Origin of the sequence: Bartonella tribocorum, from assembly GCF_002778015.1 — a bacterium.
GTDB lineage: Bacteria > Pseudomonadota > Alphaproteobacteria > Rhizobiales > Rhizobiaceae > Bartonella > Bartonella tribocorum_B.
Genome location: NZ_NJPP01000011.1, coordinates 1 through 23,045, shown reverse-complemented (window position 1 = coordinate 23,045; position 23,045 = coordinate 1). Strand labels below are relative to the sequence as shown.

The following is a 23,045-nucleotide window of genomic DNA, read 5'->3' as shown; positions in this document are numbered from 1 at the left end:
TATGTGTGCCTTTTTCAATCGTGTTTTTTAAAAGCAGCTGTTACCTCGTGGCAGGGTTGGGTGTGTCTATATGATCAGCTTGCCAAAGAAATGGAAGCGTTATCGCGATAGCCACCAATAGTAGTCCAGCGATAAAGGTGGCAGCAAACTGCAATGATATAAAAGAACCAAGGACGCCGACCAAAAAGCTTCCGACCGGCATTCCAACATAGCCGATCACCCGAAAAGCAGAATTAGCTCGCCCGAGAAGTTTCTTTGGTGTGAGGCGCTGCCTGAAGGCGGTAACACCAATAAACCATAAGCTTGCTCCAACGCCAGCAATAAAGGTGACGCCCCATACGACGACAGCACTTTTTGAAAAGGCTGGAATCAGCAGCAAGACAACCGTTCCTAAACCATCGGTGAGAACAGCTAGGCGCACCGGTGCATAGCGTATATGCGGTGCAAATAGGGCTCCTACCATTGTTCCAAGCGCGTAGGCTGCAAACATCACGCCATATTGGCTGCTATGGAGGCCCAGATACCGACTGTCGGTAACGAAGAAGATGAATGAGGTTAGGAATGCTCCAAATACCACCGATAGAAAGAATGTGAGTAATGTAAGGGAGGTGAGATGCCGATTTGAAAAAATGAAATGAAAGCCAGCAATGATATAACGGAAAGTGATGTTTTCTTTATCAAGTGCTGGCGATGTCGGAACAGCATGGCGAGCGGTAAAAATCAATGTGATAAAAAGCACGATTAAAAGGCCTAAAAATAACAGTGTGCTATGCGCTAAAATGCCGTTTGTTATGACAGGGGCAAGAAAATAGGAGACTCCGAAATCTAAAAACAAGACAATTGAATAGAAGGTCATCAATCGCTCTTCCTCCATGATAAGTGGTGGAATCGTCATTATATAAGCTTCGGCAGAAAGGACGATGAATCCAGCAATGGTTGCATAGAAGAAAATTTGTTCGGCTGGAGCAATCTGTATCATAAGTAGTATGAACAGGACAATATGCAGTAGCATGAAGATGAGGAGAGCCGAGGTGGCAAGTTTTATTTTGTCGCAGCGATCAAGTAAAGTGCCTGCAAGGATGCCGAAAATTGGCCACGCTAATGAGAAGAGACCTTGCGCCCAACTTACTCCGACTACGCCATATCCAGATTGTCTTGCTAATAGCGGGATGGCAGTGCGCAAAGCACCGCTGAGTAAGGCGAGCAGACTAACGGTTAGGCGAAAATAGCGTATGTTCTTGTTGGCAAAAAGCGTGAACATTCTGTTCTCCTTAAGATGCTACACAGATTTCCGCTGGTCCATCAAGTACGGCGGTTGTATTCAGCATGTTTGCGACATAGTCGTCCAAGACATTCCTGTCTTTCTGATGCAGAAGAAAATACATAAGGTTGGAATACTATTGCCAACCACGCTGAGTGAGAAGGAGATCGTTATCACTTTTTGCAATGAGACCTGCGCCTATGAGCTGCTGTAAGTTGTTGTATACGAAAGAGGGGAGTGCGGTACAGTCAATTCTTTCTTTTTTTGCATAGCCGTTATAAGGTAGCCGCATACACAAAGCCTTGGAGGCTTGTTGCTCCGCTGATACCCAATTGTAGTATACTTTGGATTTTCCTTTAAATTGTATGTCGGTAATGTATTCGCTTCGATTGGGATTGGCTTGTGTGATGAGTGAGCCGAGAATCGATTGTGCTGACGCCCAAAAGCCAACCACATAATCATCATGATAACCATGCAAATATTTGTGATAGCGGAAATAATTAGCTTAACTCGTTTTAGCGAGCGTTAGAGGAGTGTTATTGAAAATTTTGATATAGGAATGCTCATTACACGGCGCATAGCCGCAGCTGCGCATAACGATGTCGCTAAATAATCGAAGCATCTGTCGATGCGTAGGCTGGACGGTTTTAGCCCTTTTTGTACTGTTTTAATTCTCATTTCCCTTTTTTACTCAGAATGGAGAAACTGTCTCAATGAGCAGTGGGGCTTATCTAAAAAGATCTCTGCTTGTTTTGTTATTTATTTTTCAATGAGATAGAAAATTACCACTTTTGAGTTGGCAAATAGATTTTGTAGTGGTCATGAATTTATGGGAAATGTCACCAATATAATGTTTACTTGTCCAACTATAACTCTAGAAGAACAGGCGCATCGCGGCTCCGTTTGGCATTCGAATAAATGATACTCTCTACAGAATCTTTGAAATACCTCAGCAGCAATTGGCTAAGACAAAGTGTTAGAGAATGTCAAGATGACGTTGCTTTGTCGCCAGAAGTTTTATCTTGCCTGCGTAGGCAATTTCTGAAAGCAGCGTTTTAAAAAAATTTGAGATGGGTTTTAAGTGTGGTGCACAGCCGGTGATAAATTGGCGTGAATATATATAAGCGTACTTTACTCGAAAGGGCACATGAGTTTCTAAGTGCTGCAGTGGTTGTTGGTGCATGATTGGTGCGTGAAATACTTAACGTTGGCGCGGAGGGAGAACAAAACTTTTTATATCAAAATAATAAATTGACAAAAGGTAGCGACAATGTGTACTTCACGTTAAATTTAATTGTTTTCATTTAATACGGGGCGAGTTATGAAAACTAAAAATATGTATAACCCACTGAAAAAATAAAATTAAGCGTGTTGATGTTGCAGCATTCAAAGCCCGAGTAAGTGAGCAGGAGGTGGCTGCTCGAGGTGCCATTGGCGAATTGAGATTTTAAAATATACAAAGCTGGCGGCAAAAAAACTGCCAGCTTTATAGTTTTTGGGGATGTTAATGACGATAGATTACGAAGTTAAAAAGTTGCTTTATGGCTGTGCGGTAATGAGCGGGATGCGACTGATTACAGGTTCCTTCCATGCTTTCTTTTTATTGTCTATGGGCGTTAGTATAGCACAGTTAGCTTTGTTGCAAATTGTGTTTAGCGTGGCTATTTGTATTTTTGAAGTGCCTTGTGGGATTTTAGGAGATAAAATCGGCGTTAAACAAAATGTTATCTTATCATGTTTCTTTTTATGTATTTACGCGCCTAATCTTTCTGTCTTAATTCCGGCAGAAATTATTTATGCTTTAGGCTTTGCTTTATTTTCTGGCGCTGATAGCACATGGATTAAAGGCTTAATCGACGGTGGTGGTTACAAGGGTAGTTTGATCTACCACAAAGTAAACGCCTATAAGCGGGAACTAACGGCATTTATGAATATGGTTGCTGGTGCGCTAGGTGTTCTTATTGTTTTGTGTATGGATAATTATCAGTCGGCATATTATTTTTGTTCTTTCGGGTTTCTCGTGCTTGTATTCTTTTTTAGTCGAGTGAGGGGGATCGGTATTGCATCCGTTTCGGGTAGTCAGTCAACGGACTCGGGTTCTTTGTTGCATGCAACAGAAGCTTTTACTTATTTGGTTACCTCAAAAATCGGGTTATATTATATATTGATATGTGGTTTTATTGTTGCTGCATTGCAGCCAATATTTCATTTTTGGCAATCTTTTATTTTGGGACAAACAGGAATATTAGACAATGCAACAGGAAAGACTAAAATTCTTATTCTTGGCCTGTGCTTTGTGTCTTATACTCTCGTAAAATACTTATTTAATCGCTTTGTAATTAAATATCTTATGCAAAAATACGCTCCTATGGCGATAACTTTGTGCTCACTCGTCCTGAGTGCTGTTATTATGCTTGCTCTGCTCCTCGTTGCAAACAGTTGGGCCCCATTATTTTATTCACTGTATTTCACAGTTTTTTTCTGTCCCTATGATGCAGTTTGAAGCAGAATTTTTTAAACATATTCAACAAAAGAATGCAAATACGGTTTTATCCATTGTTAGTTTTCTTGCACGTATTTTTGGTATTTTAGCGCTTGTGTTGATTGGTTGGTTGGCGAAGAGTGTTTGTATAGAAGCAGCTTTTTGTTTCGCTTTACTTTGTATATGTTTCGTTATCCCGCTTAATTTGGCCTGGCTTTATACGGATAAAAAGTTAATAAAATATGAGAGGGGTTGAGGGTGAAGATACAGTTGAATAGGGCCCTGCCTATGACTTACATAAAGACACAGGAAAAAATAGTGTGTGGGTCATCTTATATGGATTTAGTCGAAATTAATAGCTGTCCATTGTTTTCAGGAGAGATGCTTATCGATTTGAATGCGCCAAATGATTGTTCTGCTATTTCTGAAACCGGCAGACAGTCTAATTGGGAGAGAATATAACGCCGTAAAGGCGCAAACCAGCGTCCATCTTTACCATCATTTTTAATCCAGCTTTACGGCTTTCAAAAGCATCCAAAGTGATATCTGTTAAATAATAGAGATTGCTTCACGCTTTTGTTTATTGCATTCTTTAATGGGGGTACGGCCCTCACGTAAAACAGAACACCATCCAGTTGCACATTCACGGGCTTGTTTAAAGAAACATCTCGCAACGCACCCAAGCTCATCTCAAAACGGCACCCGTGAATGGTATAACGATAAAGCCACTGAGCACTCCCATCTTTACGCTTATGAAGAAGAAAGCAAGCACCATCACACACTTTGCCAGCCCCCAATGTTGTGACAGCCCTTAGCACTTAAGACGGTTTATAAGAGCCATTTTTGTCCTTTTTTCTATAGTTTTTACTCACACGCCAACTCTGCTTATGACATGCAAGGGAATGGTTTTTATTGATTCAAGATAAACAGATTTGAAATGAGGGAATCTTACGTTATTTGGGATTTTCATTCAAGTTGAATAACGCTATATTATCATTATAAATCAATGTTCTGCTATTATCCAGAAATATTGCAAATGAACATATCAAGAGGATATGATATTAATGTGTTGTTAAATGAATGCTTCAGATTGGATTTGGAGGCGGCCAAAAATTATTATTTTGGGAGAGGGTAATCGTTCATATGAAGCCTTTATAGTTTTTGTGATTTGGACATGGTGCGTATAGTTAGAGAATGCTCTCTTAATGAGTGTTAAAGGGTGCTCTTGTATTTGTAAAATATCGTGCGTTGGTTTTTGAACTAAAGTTTCATAATTTTAGATCGTAGCGGTGGGGCATCGAGGTGTCTGTTTGTATCATAAACGCTCTTTTTAAATTTATGTATAGGCACAATGGATTGTAAAAATGCTAGTGCCTGTATTTTCTGATGACTCGGTCTGCTTTATTTTTTACGTATGTAAGCAGAGGTTAGCACAGATATATTACTTGCAGTACCAAAAAGTTTTATTGAAAATACTGAAAATGGATGTGCAAGAGGAACAAAGGAGTGCTGAGGTATTTTATCAACCACTGTAGCTGCTTGAGGGTATAATATTGTACAAAAAAACGCATGGCATGAAGTCAAAAAAAACAATAAAGGTGCATTGCACTTCTCAGAACTGGTCATCTCCTCTTAGCTTAATGAATTCTCATTATGCATTCTTTATGCAAGATTTGCGATGGAAAGGCTTTACGGAAAAAATCAAAGCGTTTTATTTAAAGGAGCTAGGCCGCTCTTCAATAGGGAAGGATATTTCACAATGTTTGTTGTGATGAAGCAATTGCTCTCTCTTGGTATGCCTCTGGCTATTGGGTTTATCTCGCAGATGATGATTTCTTTCACAGATGCAGCACTTGTAGCACATTTAGGCGTTCAAGCTTTGAGTGGTACAATGTTGGCTCTAAGTCTGTTTAGTTTTGTTATGTTGTTGGGTCTTGGTATTATTACCGCAGTTGCACCAAAACTTGCGGAAAGCTTTCGCAGACAAGATAAATATGCACTGAAGGCATGGTTTGATCAAGGAATATGGCTTTCTCTTTTGATTGGAATGATGAGTGTAATCATTTTACTCAATACGAAGAATATTTTGTGTCTTCTCGGACAAGATGAGGCAATTGCTCATATAGCGCAGGAATATAATAGTGGCGCTGCTATAGGGGTGGTGTTTTTTTATCTTTATGTGAATAGCCGTGGATTACTTTCAGCAATTGGTCATCCCAAGCCCTTAACTTGGATTATGCTTGCAGCTATCCTCGTGAACTTTCTTATCTCTTGGCCGCTTATTTTTGGTATAGGTCCTGCAAGTGGATTAGGTGTCTTTGGTGCTGGAATTGCGAGTAGTTTGATCCGTATTTTGATTATTATGGCAGTGGCAATCATTTTGGCTCGCAATTCTACTTTTCATTCCTTTCACTGTAATTATTGGAGACCAAAGTTTGAGATTTCACGAATCATAACATTGCTGCTTGTAGGGTTCCCCATTGGTATCCGTATTCTTATTGCAGAGGGCTTTCCTTCAGTCATTGCATTCATGATTACGTCTTCAGGGGTTCAAGCTTTGGCTGCCCATACGATTGGAATGCGTCTCGATATGCTTATTTCTGTGGTGGCTTTAGGGATTGCCAGCGCAGCCGCGATAATAGCAGCGTGGTATAGAGCAGATGGGAATAATATGGCTCTAAAACAGTTGCGTATGAGTGTCACAGTTTTTGCTGTAGCTTATGTTTTGTTTTTATCAGGGATTGTGTATCTCTCTTATGAATTTATCCTTACAACCATTTTTGATATTGCTGAGGTCCGCGTTGTTGTTTTATCTTGGGAGTTGCTACCATTCGTCTTATTATCTTTTGCTTTTGGTACTTTAGGAGCTATGCTCAATGGCATACTTGTGGGCTTGCTTGATACGTTTTGGTTAACTATTGTTGTCACAATAAGCTATTGGGGGGTAGGCTTATTTGGGGGCGCACTCATGGCACATTTTTTTGAATATGGCTTTATTGGCTATTGGCTTGGCATGATTTGTGCAAGCTTAATCGTTTCTCTCTTTAATTATATGCGTGTGGGGTATTTAATAAAATGGGGTATTTAATAAAACGCAATCCTATGTTTGGGGAGGGATGAAATTGAGGTGGGAATGAGGCGTTGTCGTCTATGAATGCAGGATTGTTGGCTTATACTGGGAGGGTTGTCACGTGCAATATAAATATTTGTGGAAAGTGCTGCGATTTAATATCTTAGAAGCGTTGGTCAGTATACACTGTGCTTAAGACAGCTTTATTCAAGCAGATCGTGCGCTTAGTCATCACTTTTTTTACGCCTAGGTTTTTCAAGGGCTTTAATTTCTTTATCAAATTCAGTTTCGGCATGGTTTTTGGCAATTTTTGTTGTGATTGTTCCAGCATTTTGTAAAATATTCCGTTCGTCTCGTTCGAGGAGCTTATCTAATTGTTTTGCCCAATCTTCCATAATCATTGGTATTTTTCGCTCAGTGCGGCTCTCTGTTAAATCAAGATAAGCGTTCACAATTAAGCCAAGCTGCTTAAGTTTATCTTGTGTTAGATCGTTTTTAGCAATAGTAATGCCGGTTTTTACAATTTTACCATGTGGAGAATTCTCCCACGTTGCTAAGCCCATATGTTTTTTTGCTGTCTGCTCGCTTTGCAATTAGTTCAGCTGCTGTGTGTCCGTGCACAGCGAAATGCAACTTATTCTAAACCTTTGCGAAAAAATCGCGTGTCGTTGGCGCAATTAAGAGTTTGTCCGTTTTTAAGGCGTTTTTTGTCTAAGACATAGCCTCTAATTGCAAAATCGCGTAATACTTGTGTCGCCCATTGTCGAAATTGTGTTGCGCGTTTGGAGTTAACCTGATATCCAACAGCGATAAGGGCATTGAGGTTATAAAATTGAGTATTACAATTTTTGCAGTCAGAAGCTGTTATCCGGAAAATCCGGATAACAGAGTTTTCATATAATTCTTGAGTTTCAAATATATTTTTTAAATGTTTACTGATTGTATGTACATCTACGCTGAATAACTCTACCATAAGCTTTTTACTAAGCCAGATTGTCTCATTTTCATAGCGAACTTCGATACCATCTTCTCAAGCTTGTTGAGTGAAAATCAGAAATTCAACAGTGCTATTGCGAATGGTTAATTTTTTAGGGAGCATCTAATTTCTTAAAATGCGCCTTTTGTTGCTGAAGGTTACGAATTTACTGTTGGCTGTCAAACGATATTGTCAAGAGGTTAAGGGCTATGATCACGATCGTTTGCACTTATATAAGAAGAAGATTAGCACGCGATGTATCGCGTATAGGAGCATTTTCCCATCATGTTTGATAAAATCAACAGCTTAGAATGATGATAAGAACGATTTTGCTTTGATAGACGTTATATATTCTATAAAAATTAAGTTGATTAAAATTTTTTTGTGACTTTCATGCATGAGATGGTACCATAATAGCGGAGCTTGATTGTGTTTTAAGTTGGTGTGTTATGGCTGTGAGAAATGGTAAACAAATAAAAAGTAAGGGTTCTAAGCCTGTTGCTGGTTTTCTTAAAAATTTACGTGGTGTAAGCAATTGGCAGCAAGTTTTACAATGGCTTTCTTTTCGGAATGTAGAAGATATTGAGTGTATTACACCTGATCAAGCGGGTGTGCCGCGTGGCAAGATGATGCTTTCTAAAAAATTTACATCGGAAACATCACTAGCATTGCCTTCAGCAGTTTTTATGGCAACAATTTCAGGAGATTATCCTGAAGATGGTCATGGTTTTGAATATCCCAAAGCCGATGGTGATCTGCGTCTTGAGCCTGATTTATCTACGTTAAGTATTGTGCCATGGGAAGATGCTCCTACAGCACAGGTGATTTGTGATCTTGTATACCAAAATGGACAGGTCGTCGATTATACACCACGAAATGTTTTGCGAAAAGTAGTCAACTTTTATACGCAGATGGATCTAAAGCCGGTTGTTTCACCAGAAATTGAGTTCTATTTAGTAGAGAAAAATCCCGATCCTGATTATCCTTTAGTTCCTCCCGTTGGGCGTTCTGGACGTTCAATTGGTGGAGGACAAGGCTATTCGATTGCCGGTGTGAATGAATTTGATGAGTTCATTGATGATATTTATCATTTTTCGGAAGCGCAAGGATTAGAGATTGATACGCTTATTCACGAGGAAGGGGCAGGCCAGTTTGAAATCAATTTACGTCATGGCGATCCGATTGAATTGGCGGATCAAGTTTTTATGTTTAAACGCACAATTCGTGAAGCAGCACTTAAACATAGTATGTATGCAACTTTTATGGCTAAGCCCATTCAAGGACAGCCGGGCTCTGCGATGCATATTCACCAATCAGTCGTTAATAAAAAGACAGGTATGAATATTTTTACGCAGGAAGACGGTGGAGAAAGTATTTGTTTTCGCCATTTTATTGGTGGATTACAAAGACATATGGCGGGAGGGCTTGTCATGCTTGCACCTTATGTAAATTCTTACCGACGTCTTATGCCAGATGTTTCAGCACCTGTTAATTTGCGATGGGGATATGACAATCGTACCACAGCATTTCGTGTCCCTCGTTCTGCTCCTCAAGCGCGGCGTGTCGAGAATAGGCTTCCTTCATCAGATGCGAATCCTTATTTAGCCCTTGCAGCTTCTTTAGCGTGTGGTCTCATTGGTTTACAGCAAAAAATTGAACCGGATGAGCCAACAACAAATAATGTAAATGCTGATAATATTGAGTTACCGCGTGGTCTTATTGAAGCAGTTAATTTATTTGAACAAGATACAGAAATACGTGCTATTCTAGGAGATGTGTTTGTTAGTACTTATGCTGCAATCAAACGACAAGAGTTTGAAACCTTTATGGAAGTGATTAGCCCGTGGGAGCGCGAATATCTCTTGCTTAACGTTTGAGGTTTATCACGATGATTGGCTCTAATTCAATTTCTCCAGGAATTTCTTGGTATGAAGATACTTTAAAAGAACGCCCCTCTTATCCTTCTTGTTGTAAAGATAGAAAGTGCGATGTGGTCATTATTGGAGGTGGATTGACGGGGCTTTCAGCTGCTTATCATTTAGCGAATGCTGGAGTGGATGTTGTTTTATGTGAAGCATCACGTTTTGGTGATGGTGCTTCAGGACGCAATGGTGGACAACTGGGAACGGGGCAACGGCAATGGGTCGAAACATTAGAGAAAAAATATGGTTTTGAGCGCAGTAAAGTGCTGTTTGATTTAGCAGAAGAAGCTAAAAGAGATATTTTATCTTTATGCGCGATGCCAGATTTTCAATGTGATTTGATAAGAGGACAGCTTTCTGTCACCCATAAAAGACGAGTGCTTCTCTCTTATCAACGGCATATTGAGGCAATGCAGCGTTATGGCTATCACGCGCTTACTTTTATGGATAGGGCTGAAACATCTGAGCGACTTGGATCGTCTTTTTATTGTGGTGGTATTTATGATGTGGATACCGGCCATATAAATCCCTTAAAATTGATTGTTGGGTTGGCAAAAAGAGCTAAAGATGCTGGTGTTAAGCTTTATGAGAAGACACAAGTGGCAACCGTGAAGAGAAATGGGGCTCATTGGAAAGTGATAACAGAACAAGGGAGTATAACAGCAGAGCATGTTTTACTCGCAACGAATGGATACAAACTTGGGCTTCAGCGTTTTGTTCAGAAAAATATTGTTTCTATTCGCTCTTATATTGGCGCAACGGAACCTTTATCAAAGAACAGTTCAATTCTCATGGGGGGTGAATCGGTTGACGATTCCCGTTTTATGGTTCGCTATTTTCGCAAAAGTATTGATAATCGTCTCTTATTTGGGGGTGTAGAAAGTTACAATAATAAGAATCCTGCAGATTTAGATACACGTATAAAACGGCAAATTTCTGAGATTTATCCTCAATTACGCTCTGTTAATTTGACCCATCGTTGGGGGGCGACGGTTGCTATTACGGTTGAACGTATGCCTTATGTTCGCCAACTTTTCTCAAGGATGACTTATTGTGGGGGATATTCAGGGCATGGCGTTATGCTTGCTCCTTTTATGGGAAAATTATACGCAGAATGGTTGACTGGGAATCATGAACGTTTTGCCCATTTTCAGGACTTAAAGATTTCATCCTTTCCGGGAGGAAGTGTTTTGCGTTATCCGCTTATATTTTTAGCAATGCGTTGGTTTTCTTTAATGGATCGCCTTTAATAGAAACATTGATTGAAGTGAAGAAAATTAATGGCTTATTTAGTATCTATCTGCTTTAATAATGGAAGCTTTTATAAGTAATGTGGAATTTTATAATCGAATAGAAAAATAAATAAGTTCATGGTGCGTAAAATTATTCCGGTTTCTTCCTTTGATTGTATTGTTTTTGGCGGCAATGGTGATCTGGCCTCACGCAAACTTTTGCCTGCTCTCTATCATTGTCAGTGTATTGGGCAATTTAGTGAGCCAACACGTATCATTGGCGTTTCGCGCATTTCCTTAAGTCGTGAAGAATATCAAAGTTTTGTCCAAGCTTGTTTAGAAAAATATATCGATCCAAAAGATCTTAATTCAACTGAACTCCATCGTTTTCTTGCACGTTTAAGTTATGTTTCTGTTGATGTTTCCTCAAACCGAGGGTGGGAAGATTTAGCTCTCTTTTTGTCAGAAGATTCAGCGGATATTCGTGCTTTTTATTTGGCTGTTGGTTCGTCACTTTTTGCTGATATTGCGATGAAATTGGGGAAAAGTAATTTGGTCACACCGCAAACACGAATTATCATTGAAAAACCAATTGGTTGTGATGCAAAAACAGCTGTATCGCTTAATGATGCATTTGCTAGTGTTTTTAATGAAGAACAGATATTCCGCATTGATCATTATCTTGGGAAGGAAATTGTTCAAAATTTAATGGCATTGCGATTTGTGAATACACTTTATGAACCACTATGGAACTCCAACTATATTGATCATGTTCAGATAACCGTTGCTGAATCTTTAGGATTGGAGGGACGTACAGAATATTATGAGAATACTGGTGCTCTACGCGATATGGTTCAAAACCATATACTGCAGCTGCTTTGTTTGGTTGCGATGGAAATACCCTTTATCAATAGTGCCAATGCTGTGCGTGATGAAAAACTTAAAGTTTTGAACTCTTTAACATCTCTTGATGTGCATAATGTAGAGCAGAACACAGTGCGTGGGCAGTATCTTGCTGGTCTATCAAATGGTGTTTCTGTAGATTCTTATCTTGATGATCTTGGAAAAGAGGAGAGTGGGAGCGAAACATTCGTTGCACTTAAGGTTAAGATTGATAACTGGCGTTGGGCCAATACGCCTTTTTATTTAAGAACAGGCAAGCGCATGTTCACGCGTATGTCTGAAATTGTTGTTGTTTTTAAACCCATACCTCATAATATTTTTGATGTAGATTCGGATGAGATTTTTTCTAATCGGCTTGTTATTCGTCTCCAACCGGATGAAGGAGTAAAACAATGGTTGATGATTAAGGATCCAAGTTATGGCGGCGTGCGGTTTCGTTATACGCCATTAGATATGAGTTTTGCCTCTGCTTTTTCTGAACGTAACCCTGATGCTTATGAGCGTTTATTGATGGACGTTATTCGTGGAGATCAAACACTCTTTATGCGTCGTGATGAAGTTGAGGCTGCTTGGCGTTGGATTGATCCAATCATTGAGGGATGGGAAGCAATAAAACAGCCTGTTCATGGTTATAAGGCTGGTTCATGGGGGCCTCCTGCTTCGATGATCCTCATGGAAGGTGATGGACGTATATGGAACAATTTAGTTTAGAGCAATTAAGTTATGTATAAAATTAATATTGATCGTTTAGATTTTGAAACGCCTACGTCTTTAGCAGTCGCATTAGCAGATCGGGTAGCAGCAGAGCTTAGTGTGTCTGTTCTTGAGCGCAAGAAAGCTGTTTTAGCGGTGTCTGGTGGTAAAACGCCAGAATTGTTTTTTCATTATTTATCAAAAGCAGATATTGATTGGCAAAATATCATTATTACTTTGGTCGATGAACGTTTTGTCCCTATACACGATGAGCGTTCAAATGAATATATGGTGCAGCGTTATTTGTTACAAAATTTTGCAGCTAAAGCACGTTTTGTAGGACTTTATCATAAGGCACGTACCGTTGAACTTGCTGCTTTTTCAGCAGCAAGCCGTGTTAATACTTTGCCGAAACCCTTTGATGTTGTTGTTTTAGGAATGGGGATTGATGGACATACGGCTTCCTTTTTTCCTGATGCTGATCGTCTAAAGCAAGCACTTGATCTTCGAACACAAGCACTTGTTTTACCACTTCATGCCAAGAGCGCTGTTGAGCCAAGACTCTCACTCACTTTGCCAGTTATTATGCAATCTCGTTGCATTATTCTCCATTTTGAAGGTGCTCAGAAACGCAATTGTTTTGAAGAAGCTTGCCAAGAGGGAGCTGAAATAGAAATGCCGGTTCGGGCGGTTTTGCGTAATTCTCCTCATCTTGTTCAGGTTTATTGGTCGCCTGCAGAAAATGAAATAGGTGAATCAGAATATGAGAGACACGGTGAATAGAAATGCACTCTCTCTTTAATGAATGAGGGGAGAGCATCAATGAAAGGGGGGAGTTATGGCACTTTCCAGGACAATTTCTACTGTTACACGAAGGATTTATGAACGCTCTCGACCTACACGAGAAATTTATTTAGATCGTATTGCGAATGCGCAGACTCATCGTCCCAAGCGGAGTTTTTTGGGATGCGCCAATCAGGCTCATGGTTTTGCTGCTTGTGGTACAATAGACAAAGAGCGTTTGAAGGGAAATATCGTTGGGAATATTGGCATTATCACAGCATATAACGATATACTTTCAGCCCATCAACCTTTTGAAAAGTTTCCTCATTTAATTAAAGAGGCAGCCCGTATGGTTGGTGGGGTTGCACAGGTAGCAGGGGGGGTTCCTGCGATGTGCGATGGTGTAACGCAAGGGAATGCGGGCATGGAGCTTTCCCTTTTTTCACGTGAAGTGATTGCAATGGCGACAGCGATAAGCCTATCACACGATATCTTTGATGCAGCATTGTATCTTGGGGTGTGCGATAAAATCGTTCCCGGTTTATTGATTGGTGCACTAACATTTGGTCACTTACCAGGAATTTTTATACCCGCTGGTCCTATGACAACAGGTCAAGGGAATGATGAAAAAGCAAAAATACGTCAACTTTACGCGGAAAACAAAATAGATCGCCAGACACTCTTGGAATCAGAATCCCGTTCTTATCATGGACCAGGAACATGTACATTCTATGGGACTGCTAACTCAAATCAAGTGATACTGGAGATGATGGGGCTGCATATGCCGGGAGCTTCTTTTGTCAATGCGAATACACCGTTGCGTGATGCTTTAACAAAAGAAGCGACAAAGCGTGTACTTGAAATGACGGATCTTGGTGATCATTATAGACCACTTGGTATGATCATTGATGAGCGTTCTTTTGTGAATGCCATTGTAGGGTTAAATGCCACAGGAGGTTCTACCAATCATACGATTCATTTGATGGCTATAGCTGCGGCTTGCGGTATTCAATTAACATGGCATGATATTGCAGAAATTTCATGCCATGTCCCTCTTCTAGCGCGAATTTATCCGAATGGTTTGGCTGATATCAATCATTTTTATGCAGCAGGGGGGATAGGATTTATTATTCGCGAGCTTATTGAGGCCGGTTTAGTACATGAAGACGTTTCTACAGTTTTTGGTCAAGATCTCAATGCTTATGCAATTGAAGCAAAGCTTTCTACGGATGGCTATGTGGTGCGTGAAGCCGCTCTTAAGGAAAGTGGTGATCATAAGGTGCTTGCAGGGTGGAAAAAACCATTTCAATCTGAGGGAGGTCTTCGTGTTTTATCGGGAGATTTAGGAACGGCTATTATAAAAGTTTCATCTGTTAAACCAGAATATTGGCAGATTAAAGCACCAGTTCTTGTCTTTAATAATCAAGAGGAACTCCAAAAATCTTTTCAATCTGGAGCGTTGCATGATAAAGATTTTATCGCTGTTATTCGCTACCAAGGACCAAAAGCCAATGGTATGCCAGAGCTTCATAAATTAACCACCATTTTAGGCGTTTTACAAGATCGCGGTCAAAGGATAGCATTGATAACCGATGGTCGTATGTCCGGAGCATCAGGAAAAGTTCCTGCGGCCATCCATGTGATACCAGAAGCTTTGGAGAATGGTCCCATTGCGCGTTTGCAAGATGGTGACATTGTTTCCCTTGATATTCATGGAGGCAAGTTAACTCTTTTAGAGGATTTAGCAAAATTTAACGCGCGAACAATCACACCTCCTGATCTTTCAAAAAACGAATATGGTGTTGGACGTGAACTTTTTCGTGTTTTTCGTCAATCAGTTAATCGTGCAGATCAAGGGGCATCTGTTTTTATGACATGAGGCATGTAAAAAGAAACAAGGAAAACCATGTGCAATGAAATCATTTATAATGATTGTTACAATTCTTAGAATTTTGGTACAGGAAGATTGTGTAATCGAGCGGCAGCTTTAAGTGTATTAAACATAAGCATGGCAATTGTCATGGGGCCAACGCCTCCTGGAACAGGGGTGATTACAGCGGCTTTTTCTTTTACACTTTCAAAATCGACATCCCCAACGAGACGCGTTTTTCCTACACCTTTTTCTGGAGCTGGAATGCGATTGATGCCTACATCAATAACAATCGCACCCTTTTTAATCCAGTCTTTTTTAATCATTTGTGGGCGGCCTACAGCTGCCACGAGAATATCAGCACTACGACATACATCATCAAGGTCACGGGTATGACTGTGGGCTATTGTTACAGTGGCATTGGCTGCTGTTAAAAGGGCGGCCATAGGCTTGCCAACAATATTAGAACGACCAACGACAACAGCATCAAGACCAGATAAATCTTTCCCACATTGTTGTTCAATCATCATCATAGCACCAGCTGGTGTGCAGGGAATAATAGCATCTTCAAGTGCATTTGCTGCGAGTTTTCCTACATTGATATAATGGAAACCATCAACATCTTTTTGGAAAGAAACAGCTTGTGTTATGCGGTTTGTATTCATGTGGGGGGGCAAGGGAAGTTGTACCAAAATACCATGAATTTGGGGATCAGAATTTAATGTTGCAATGAGTTGGAGGAGTTCTTTTTCTTGCGTTTCTTTGGAAAGGGTATGTTTGATTGAAAAAAAACCACATTCTTCAGCTTTTTTATTTTTTGAGGCGACATAAACTTGGCTTGCAGGATCGTCTCCAACGATAATAACAGCGATACCAGGTTGTATATTATAGTTATTGCGGAGTTTTTTTGTTTCAGCCTTAACTTTTACAATAATCTCTTCAGCAAGTTTTTTTCCGTCGATAATATTATTCATTAAGACATCCTTTCGGTAAGGCAGTTTGTTTTTTGTAAAACATTTTCTAATAATACGATAGAGTTTAATAAAAATATTTATATAAGAACAATAAGAATGGTTTGATAATATTGTGGATTTATATTTTTAGAGGAGTTTTAAATAAGTGTTTTATAAAGAAGCAACAATATTGTTGTTTGAATAAATTTTGGATAAAGAACAAAAATAATGAAAATAAAAAATGTATATGGTGAATTATAGATTTATAAAAAGCTTTTTAACGATCATTTAAGTTCGTATTTAAGCGGCTATAGGGGATTCGTGTAGAGGGATATGGTGCGCATCAGAATAACAAAATTTTTGAGCGGAATTTTTATTACAATTATCTTTTTATTTGGAGTGGGGATTCTTGTTTTACCTTATCTTGTTTCTACGGATATGATTCGTGTTCGTTTAGCGCAAGAGTTGAGTGCATGGACAGGGTATAATGTGCAATTGCGTGATCCACCGCGATTAAATCTTTTTCCTTATCCTAAGGCGTTTCTTTCCGGTGTTACTTTAACATCAAAAAGAGATAATGCTGCGCCATTAATGGAGGCTGAGTCAATAACAGTTGATCTTTCTGTCGTTGATCTTTTTCGGGGACGCATTTCTTTTTCAGAGACGCGGATTGTACGTCCTCAATTTGTTATGGAAAAGCCCGTTAAAACAATGGCAGATTTTTTTGATCGATTTTCTTGCTCACAAGGTGCCTTAGGATTAGCCATACAAAAGGCGCGTGAAATATTAAAACATAATCCTGAACATTTAGAGATAGAACACCTTTTAAAACAACCTTTTGGGCGGGTTGTCATTGAAAGTGGTTCTCTTGTGTATCATGATAGCCTTTCAGGGGTAGCAGAAAAAATAACAGGATTAAATGCTACTTTAGATTGGCCGGAATCGACTGAGGAAGTACGTTTTCGTGCAGATGCTCGTTGGCGCGGAGAATTTACAAAATTATCAATTGATGCTTCTCAAGCATTGTTACTTTTGGCAGGAGGAAAAAGCCAGATTAAGGCAAGTCTTAATTCTGTACGTGGGGGAATAACCTTCACAGGACAGGCTCGGTTATCTGAATATTATATTTTTGACGGAAAGGTGTCGATGCGTTCACCGGGCTGGAATCAGACTTTATCTTGGGTTGGAGGGAAACAATTTAGGGGACATAGATTTCAAATACCCATTGTATGGGAATCTCAATTTTTAGCGCGACCAATGCATATCCAAATGAACAATATTACATTTACGATGGGGAAAGCCAATGCACGTGGGGCTTTGGAACTTGATTTTCAAGATAATGTCCCAAATATCATGGGCTCTTTAGCTTTTGATAACCTAGACTTTAACCTCTTGGGCTCCATATTTTTTTCGGTTAAAAGAAAAAAATCATTCTTTGATATGGTGCTTTTTGATCGTATTGGACTGGATATCCGGCTTTCAGCACCACAAGCTAAAGTAGGAAATATTTCGCTCACAAATTTAGCGACTGCGATACAAATAAGAGATGGGCATGGGATTTTTGATCTTGGACATGCGAATATTTGGGATGGATCCGTTCAAAGTAATATTGAAATTACGTCGACTGGAGAGAAAATACGTATTGGAGGAAATATTTCAGGGTCTTCTATTGATACACAGAAGGCATTAGAAACCTTAGGGTTTATTCCATTTGTACAGAGCAAAACAAATTTTACCGCAACGGTACAAACATTTACGGATTCTTGGATAGAAGTTTTTACAAAAATGCAGGGTGGATTAACACTGAAGATGTCTGCTGGTCGGCTCTTAGGGTATGATTTGAATGAATTACAAACAAGGCTTGCAAAAAATGAACAATTTATTTTAACAAATAATGCTTCTCTCTCTACAAGTTTTGATCAATGGGATATTCAGGCAAGCTTTTCAGAGGGTATGATGAAGGTGACAGAGTCATTGATGCGTACTGCAGATTTGAGTTTATCCATACAGGGAACCATTGCAACGGCTATTGCCCAAGAGAAGCAGAATGCATTGATATTACAGGCACAATTACGCAAAAACCATAGATCAGAAACTCTATGTAAAGATGTTCAATGTCTTGCTAATAGCCTTGCATGGCCTTTTGCATTTTCTTTAAGCTCTAAGGGACAAGATCATGGTAATTTTTTGATTATAAAAGACAGTGATGTAGATTAAATACCGTTTTTCATTTGTACAACATTTTTATAATGATAATTTATCTATTTAAAATTTAAAGCTGCCTTTAAATTTAAATAAGAGGTTACAATATTGTGAGATTCTCTTATTTTAAATTTGTTCGTGATGAAACCAAAAACCTTCCTCTCACTCACAAGTGCAGTTGGTATGTAGATAAACGGTTGAAGAGAGAAATAAAAATGCCTCTCTATGGAATCTTTCAAATACAAGAAATTCATAGTATGAGTGCAAATCTTAGAAAATTGCTAAAAAACATTTTGTTGCATTTAAAACTTTAAGGGTATATCGGCCAGTACTTATTGAATCTGAAGTACTTATTGAATCTGAGAAGAAATACCATAGCCATCTTTGGTAACGTTATACTTTCCATCTGCTCCAACAGAACCAATCCCTATCGTAATTAAAATAAAGGCTAAGAGGGCTGTAATCGTAATAATTGTAGCTTTTTTCGCAGACATGTCTTTCCTCCACTGATGCATTAATAACTGAATGCAAAGATGAATGGTGCATTACTTAAACTTTTATGAAAGCAGAATCACTTAAAGATCTATTGGTTCCAACCAATATCTCATAAAGCTAAAAAACTCTATAATTCTTTAATATAGAATAGTTTTATAGATATAATTTTTTCTTTTTGTTATATATTTTTTCCATTTCTTGAAGACGATAGTGAGCATTGGCAAGACTTTATGCGCATAAATTATAAACTTAAAAGATTATTTATCCGACAGACATTGGTTTTGAATGAAGAAATAAAGCTAGAGGGAGCACAAGCTTTTTATCTTGTGCATGTTTTACGGATGAAAGAAGGAGCAGAAATTCTACTTTTTAATGGACAGGATGGTGAATGGCTTGCTAAACTTATCATTGTTAAGAAAAAATATGTTGTGGTTCAGCTTATTCATCAAGAAAGATTACAAACGACGCATTCCAATCTTATTTATTGTTTTGCTCCACTCAAAAACGCGCGGTTGGATTATATGGTGCAGAAAGCTGTTGAAATGGGGGTATCGATTTTGCAGCCTGTTATAACGCATCATACGCAGGTTACGCGTATTAATATGGCACGTATGGAAGCCAATGTCATTGAAGCTTCTGAACAATGTGGCATTTTATCTCTCCCTGAATGCGTATCGGCTCTATCATTAGCAGAGCTTTTAGCCCGTTGGGATGAGACACAGCCTTTATTCTTTTGTGATGAAGAGCATAAATCGCCTAATCCATTACCTTCTTTTAAAAAGCATGACATGACAACGCCTGGTGTTCTCATTGGACCAGAAGGTGGGTTTAGTGAAGAAGAGCGAAGCTTTTTAAAAAAGCATCCTTTTGTGGTTCCCATGTCATTAGGTCCACGTATTTTACGTGCTGACACTGCCGCTGTTGCGGCTTTGGCTCTTCTTAATGCTACCGTGGGGGATTGGTCAATGGGTTGAGATGTCTGTAAAATCATTCTAAACAATTCATTTAAGATGATAATACCAATGATAGGATACGATAAGTTATGGCGCTTGATATAATGGATGAAAGTGAAGTTTATAACTTAGATTCCTTGGTTAGCTATTTCCAAGGAGGGTATAAAGCAGAAAATGATTGGCGTATTGGTACAGAACATGAAAAATTTCCATTTTATAGAGAGGGGTTTCGTCCTGTTCCTTATGATGGTGAGAGGGGAATCCGAACGCTATTAGAAGGAATGCAAAGCGCTTTAGGATGGAATCCTATTTTAGATGAAGGAAATCTTATTGGGCTCGTAGGGACAGTTGATCAGGGAGCTATTTCTTTGGAACCTGGAGGACAATTTGAATTATCTGGGGCACCATTAAAAACAGTAGGTGATACGTATCATGAGTTGATGGAACATTTAGCTCTTCTCAAAAAAATTGCAGAACCATTGGGTATTGGTTTTTTGGGGATAGGAGCCAGCCCAAAGTGGACGTTAGTTGAAACACCCAAAATGCCTAAATCACGTTATCAGATTATGACTGATTATATGCCGAAAGTCGGGCATAATGGTCTTAATATGATGTATCGCACATCAACAGTCCAGGTTAATCTTGATTTTTCATCGGAAAGTGATATGCGGCGAAAAATGCAAGTATCCATGAAGTTACAGTCTGTTGCGACCGCATTATTTGCAAGTTCACCTTTTACAGAAGGACGCCCAAATGGCTTTTTGTCATGGCGTTCTGAAATTTGGCGTGACACAGATAATCAGAGGACAGGCGTTCTTCCCTTTGTATTTTCTGAGCGTTTTGGTTTTGCTGATTACGTTGAATGGGCCCTTGATGTTCCCATGTATTTTGTTGTACGGGATGGCCGTTATTATGATTGTACCCATATAACGTTTCGTCAGTTTATGAATGGAGCACTAAGAGGACAAGTTGCAAATTCAATTCCAAACATGGGAGATTGGATTAATCACTTATCAACGTTATTTCCTGAAGTCCGCTTAAAAAGATTTTTAGAAATGAGAGGAGCTGATGGCGGTTCTTGGAAGCGCATCTGTGCATTGTCGGCTTTTTGGGTTGGGCTTCTTTATGATAGAGAAGCGCTTAATGAGGCAGAGGCTTTGACCAAAGATTGGTGTTTTGAAGAAGTTTTAGATATGCGCCAACGCGTTCCCAAAGAAGGGCTAAAAACCCCTTTTCGTCAAACCATTCTTTTAGAATTAGCCCGTCAAACTATTGCTATTGCTCGCAAGGGCTTAAAAAATCGCAAACAGTATGATGCAAATGGTTTTGATGAGACAAATTTTCTTCATCCTTTAGAAGAGGTTGTGGCGACGGGGCAAACAGATGCTGAAAAACTTTTATCCCATTACTCTTCTATTTGGGATGAGTCTATCGAACCTGTATTTTTAGAATGTGCCTATTAAATTTTAGGCAAAGACACTTCGTGCTTTTTTTAATGCATATTATCGTAGTAGTGCATTTACTCATTTGTCTTAGAGAGAATATTCACCCTTGCCTTCAACCTTTTTCATAAAGGATACAATACAAAGATTTATTGAACATTGCAGATTACGACGATCACGATATTTCCGTGATCTCCATATTATATCTTTGTGCTAAAGATGATTTGATCTATTGAGTTTTTTATCCACTTGGCTCATTGCTTTTATGAATAGGGCAGAAAATAATTTTTCTACTTTTAAATAAGAGATAAAAATAGTATTTGTGCTCAATGGTTTCAATACGATGCTTATAAAAATATGAAGTGCTTTATTCTGTGGAATAAAAATACAAAACTTTATTTTGTTGTGCTGGTAAGTCACAAACGCTTCTTTTATTATTTAAAAACATAGAATACGCTTCTTAACGATTTGTTTCTTCTTGTTTTTTAAGAGCAAGATTGCATGGGAGGTCTTATACATTTTTTATGCTATTAAAGGATATAGTGATACAGTCATCATGAAGGCAATAGCTGTATTTTAAATAGGTAAGGAAATTACAGGGTATTATTTTTTCTATAGGGATGATTTGTTCTTTTCGGCTAATGGTCGTTGGAGAATTAAAAAATTTTTCTATGTATTCAAATATCGGATCACTAAAGTCTGCTTAAAGTTTTGCGAGAAAAACGTTTTTTCTCCATAAATCAAATAGTATCCTCTTTGACGATGTAACAGACCTTCATATTAGGTTTTTTACCTAAAAAGAGTGAAGAATCCGCAAAAAACACGTGTTTTTTGAGTAATATTTTTAAATACCTCATTCATGAAAATTCAAAAATTAGTTTTATTCAATATTTTTAAAACGATACCTTATTCTATTCTGTCAATGTGACAGGTTCTATTTTACTTTTAAACATTTTTATATGCCCTTTTGCTCTTTCCTCTTTTTCGCAATATTCTGGGCCTTTACAGTTGCTATTGAGATATGACTGATAAAGTTTATTGTATCGATTCATATCGTTCCCTTTCGTATCTCCAAGTGATGTTAATAGAGCAAACAAAAGTATCTAATAGAGAAAATAAAACAATAAATGTTATGGTATATTTCATGAGTGATGTAACTCTTTATATTCGATAAATAGACTGATATTAAATACGGCTATTATGAAGTTTTATATTGCTTAATTTGGTTGTATCGATAAGGCATATGGTGTTTTTGTTGACGCTGTACTTTGGGTTGTTTTTAAGTATTATACATTATTAATTGCATTATTGTTCAATAGGTATTATGGCTTTCAAATCCCTCACATTTGCGATTTTTTTGTTATTGAGAGGGCATATTTTTATGCCTATAAAGAGAATTTCGAAAAATAATAAAAGCTTTTATTGAGAGCAAAGAAAGAATATATAAAAGGTATTTTAATAAAATAATTCTATTTTAAGGGGTGGTCAAAGCTTTTGAGAGTATCCAAAAATTGGCAAGAAGGGCTTGATGGTTTATTTTCCGGAAAATTAATGAATATCCGTTTGTTACTGAATCATTTTTTAAGAAAGCTCTTTTCAATTCAAAGAGCACAAGAGAGTGATTAAGGACACTAATAGGATAAGATACGTTAAAATTATTCAGTATTAAGATGAAATGAATATTATTTATATTTTTTTTAAAACTCTTTTTATAGGGTCGTAAATTTTAAATAATAAGGGAATAATTTCATTTATTTTTCTTAAAACAGTTATTCGTAGATAAAAAATTCTCTTTTAATATATAAATT

17 protein-coding genes and 1 pseudogene are annotated in these 23,045 nt (G+C 38.4%); 10 read left to right on the top strand and 8 right to left on the bottom strand.

Going from position 1 to position 23,045, the window contains the following annotated elements; genetic code table 11:
- Positions 1-40: 40 nt before the first annotated feature.
- Both CEV08_RS04445 and CEV08_RS09905 read right to left on the bottom strand, forming a co-directional pair.
- Complete coding sequence (locus tag CEV08_RS04445; RefSeq protein WP_100130541.1) at positions 41-1,261, bottom strand: MFS transporter; 1,221 nt, start codon at positions 1,259-1,261, stop codon at positions 41-43.
- Between the two features lie 136 nt (positions 1,262-1,397).
- The gene (locus CEV08_RS09905; protein WP_245407035.1) at positions 1,398-1,553 is read right to left on the bottom strand and encodes a hypothetical protein; all 156 of its coding nucleotides are present in this window, start codon (positions 1,551-1,553) and stop codon (positions 1,398-1,400) included.
- 1,215 nt (positions 1,554-2,768) lie between these two features.
- Here CEV08_RS09905 and CEV08_RS04435 point away from each other — a divergent pair.
- A complete protein-coding gene (locus tag CEV08_RS04435; protein ID WP_245407034.1) occupies positions 2,769-3,764 on the top strand; it encodes an MFS transporter in 996 nt (331 codons plus the stop codon).
- A 392-nt stretch (positions 3,765-4,156) separates the two neighbouring features.
- Here CEV08_RS04435 and CEV08_RS09900 read toward each other — a convergent pair.
- A pseudogene (locus tag CEV08_RS09900) lies at positions 4,157-4,584 on the bottom strand (Arm DNA-binding domain-containing protein); the annotation flags it as partial.
- A gap of 918 nt (positions 4,585-5,502) precedes the next feature.
- Between CEV08_RS09900 and CEV08_RS04425 the strand changes: the two are divergent.
- Positions 5,503-6,831, top strand: a complete 1,329-nt coding sequence (locus CEV08_RS04425) for an MATE family efflux transporter (protein ID WP_100130540.1) — start codon at positions 5,503-5,505, stop codon at positions 6,829-6,831.
- A 206-nt stretch (positions 6,832-7,037) separates the two neighbouring features.
- On the opposite strand, the gene rhuM (CEV08_RS09675) is transcribed toward CEV08_RS04425, so the two are convergent.
- From rhuM (CEV08_RS09675) to rhuM (CEV08_RS09665), 3 genes are read right to left on the bottom strand one after another with little or no spacing between them, the layout of a single operon-like run.
- A complete protein-coding gene (gene rhuM / locus CEV08_RS09675) occupies positions 7,038-7,376 on the bottom strand; it encodes a RhuM family protein (RefSeq protein ID WP_208436851.1) in 339 nt (112 codons plus the stop codon).
- Positions 7,339-7,434 carry a hypothetical protein gene (locus CEV08_RS10185; RefSeq protein WP_348602890.1) on the bottom strand — a complete coding sequence of 32 codons (96 nt, stop codon included), beginning with the start codon at positions 7,432-7,434 and terminating at the stop codon, positions 7,339-7,341. The genes rhuM (CEV08_RS09675) and CEV08_RS10185 overlap by 38 nt, the downstream gene beginning before the upstream one ends.
- 13 nt (positions 7,435-7,447) lie before the next feature.
- Positions 7,448-7,786 carry a RhuM family protein gene (gene rhuM / locus CEV08_RS09665; protein ID WP_208436853.1) on the bottom strand — a complete coding sequence of 113 codons (339 nt, stop codon included), beginning with the start codon at positions 7,784-7,786 and terminating at the stop codon, positions 7,448-7,450.
- 452 nt (positions 7,787-8,238) lie between these two features.
- Here rhuM (CEV08_RS09665) and CEV08_RS04415 point away from each other — a divergent pair, with 452 nt between their 5' ends.
- The 5 genes from CEV08_RS04415 to edd all read left to right on the top strand — a co-directional run bounded on the left by CEV08_RS04415 (position 8,239) and on the right by edd (position 15,201).
- A complete protein-coding gene (locus CEV08_RS04415; protein ID WP_100130539.1) occupies positions 8,239-9,666 on the top strand; it encodes a glutamine synthetase family protein in 1,428 nt (475 codons plus the stop codon).
- An 11-nt stretch (positions 9,667-9,677) separates the two neighbouring features.
- Complete coding sequence (locus CEV08_RS04410) at positions 9,678-10,961, top strand: NAD(P)/FAD-dependent oxidoreductase (protein ID WP_100130538.1); 1,284 nt, start codon at positions 9,678-9,680, stop codon at positions 10,959-10,961.
- Positions 10,962-11,081: 120 nt separating this feature from the next.
- Complete coding sequence (zwf, locus tag CEV08_RS04405; protein ID WP_100130537.1) at positions 11,082-12,557, top strand: glucose-6-phosphate dehydrogenase; 1,476 nt, start codon at positions 11,082-11,084, stop codon at positions 12,555-12,557.
- A 12-nt stretch (positions 12,558-12,569) separates the two neighbouring features.
- Positions 12,570-13,322, top strand: a complete 753-nt coding sequence (pgl, locus tag CEV08_RS04400) for a 6-phosphogluconolactonase (RefSeq protein ID WP_100130536.1) — start codon at positions 12,570-12,572, stop codon at positions 13,320-13,322.
- 55 nt (positions 13,323-13,377) lie between these two features.
- Entirely contained in the window at positions 13,378-15,201 is a 1,824-nt protein-coding gene (gene edd / locus CEV08_RS04395; RefSeq protein WP_100130535.1) for a phosphogluconate dehydratase, read from the top strand.
- A 65-nt stretch (positions 15,202-15,266) separates the two neighbouring features.
- On the opposite strand, the gene folD is transcribed toward edd, so the two are convergent.
- Positions 15,267-16,166: a bifunctional methylenetetrahydrofolate dehydrogenase/methenyltetrahydrofolate cyclohydrolase FolD gene (gene folD, locus CEV08_RS04390; protein WP_100130534.1), complete on the bottom strand. Its 900-nt coding sequence runs from the start codon at positions 16,164-16,166 to the stop codon at positions 15,267-15,269.
- A gap of 315 nt (positions 16,167-16,481) precedes the next feature.
- Here folD and CEV08_RS04385 point away from each other — a divergent pair, with 315 nt between their 5' ends.
- Positions 16,482-18,362: an AsmA family protein gene (locus tag CEV08_RS04385; protein ID WP_100130557.1), complete on the top strand. Its 1,881-nt coding sequence runs from the start codon at positions 16,482-16,484 to the stop codon at positions 18,360-18,362.
- Between the two features lie 335 nt (positions 18,363-18,697).
- On the opposite strand, the gene CEV08_RS09515 is transcribed toward CEV08_RS04385, so the two are convergent.
- Positions 18,698-18,841 (bottom strand): hypothetical protein, encoded by a 144-nt coding sequence (locus CEV08_RS09515; protein ID WP_180753551.1) that lies wholly within the window; start codon positions 18,839-18,841, stop codon positions 18,698-18,700.
- Positions 18,842-19,072: 231 nt separating this feature from the next.
- Between CEV08_RS09515 and CEV08_RS04380 the strand changes: the two genes are divergently transcribed.
- Both CEV08_RS04380 and CEV08_RS04375 read left to right on the top strand, forming a co-directional pair.
- The gene (locus CEV08_RS04380; RefSeq protein WP_100130533.1) at positions 19,073-19,816 is read left to right on the top strand and encodes a 16S rRNA (uracil(1498)-N(3))-methyltransferase; all 744 of its coding nucleotides are present in this window, start codon (positions 19,073-19,075) and stop codon (positions 19,814-19,816) included.
- A gap of 68 nt (positions 19,817-19,884) precedes the next feature.
- Positions 19,885-21,258, top strand: coding sequence for a glutamate--cysteine ligase (locus CEV08_RS04375; protein ID WP_100130532.1), 1,374 nt, complete (start codon positions 19,885-19,887; stop codon positions 21,256-21,258).
- The last annotated feature ends 1,787 nt before the right edge of the window (positions 21,259-23,045 follow it).